Raw genomic sequence first — 794 nt, 5'->3', positions numbered from 1 at the left:
TCCCTGGCTCATTCGCGGCGCCGACTTCGACAATGACAGCGCGTTTATGAACGATGTCGTCGTGCCCTGGTGTCGCACGCAAAAGATCGAGGTGACACGAACGATCAGGCTTTCGTCGAGCAGAAGAATGGCGCGGTCGTCCGGCGACTTGTGGGATACGGTCGCTTCGATGGCGTCGAGACAAAACGCGTGCTGGAACGCTTGTATGCCGCATCGCGGCTGCACACCAACTTCTTCCAGCCGTCCTTCAAGCTGAAGGACAAGCGGCGCGAGGGCGCGAAGGTGATCAAGCGCTATCATGTTCCGGCCACGCCGTATGCGCGCGCTCTGGCGCACCCGAAGTTGAGCAAAGGCCTCAAACGGCGTCTTCGAGAGCTTTATCGCACGCTCGATCCCGTGGCCCTGCTGGCCGAGATGAGGGCCGCCCAGACGGAGCTCGGCACCCGCGTCGGCGCCCGAGCGGGCAAGCTCGCGGCAGCAGCCAGCCCACCGGCTGCGGCAACGAACGCGGCAGCATTCGCGAAGGGGCTCGGCAATGACGTGCATCTGGGGGAGCAGCGCATCATCCATCGGCGCATCCGCAAGCCATACAAAACGCGCATGAGAATGCCTTCGATGCTCGATCCACACCTCGCCGACATCGAGCGCTGGCTCGCGGCCGAACCTCGTCTGACCGCGCTGGCCATCCTCGGTCGTCTCGCCGAGCATTCCCCCGAAAAGTTCGGGCCGCCGCAGCACACCATCGTGCAGCGCTTGTTGCGATCACTCAGACGCAACGGAGCCAAGGTGATCAT

At 63.5% G+C, this 794-nt stretch carries 1 protein-coding gene and 1 pseudogene; one reads left to right on the top strand and one right to left on the bottom strand.

All coding sequences use genetic code 11. The annotated features are described in order from the left end of the window. On the bottom strand, window positions 1-225 hold a 225-nt coding region (locus IVA82_RS39850), incomplete at its 3' end, for a hypothetical protein (protein WP_247389047.1). A gap of 57 nt (window positions 226-282) precedes the next feature. On the opposite strand from IVA82_RS39850, the pseudogene IVA82_RS39845 reads away from it, so the two are divergent. Then, window positions 283-794, top strand: a pseudogene (locus tag IVA82_RS39845) (transposase); the annotation flags it as partial.

The sequence above is a fragment of the Bradyrhizobium sp. 142 genome, from assembly GCF_023074015.1.
Lineage (GTDB): Bacteria > Pseudomonadota > Alphaproteobacteria > Rhizobiales > Xanthobacteraceae > Bradyrhizobium.
This window is presented reverse-complemented; position numbering and strand designations above follow the sequence as displayed.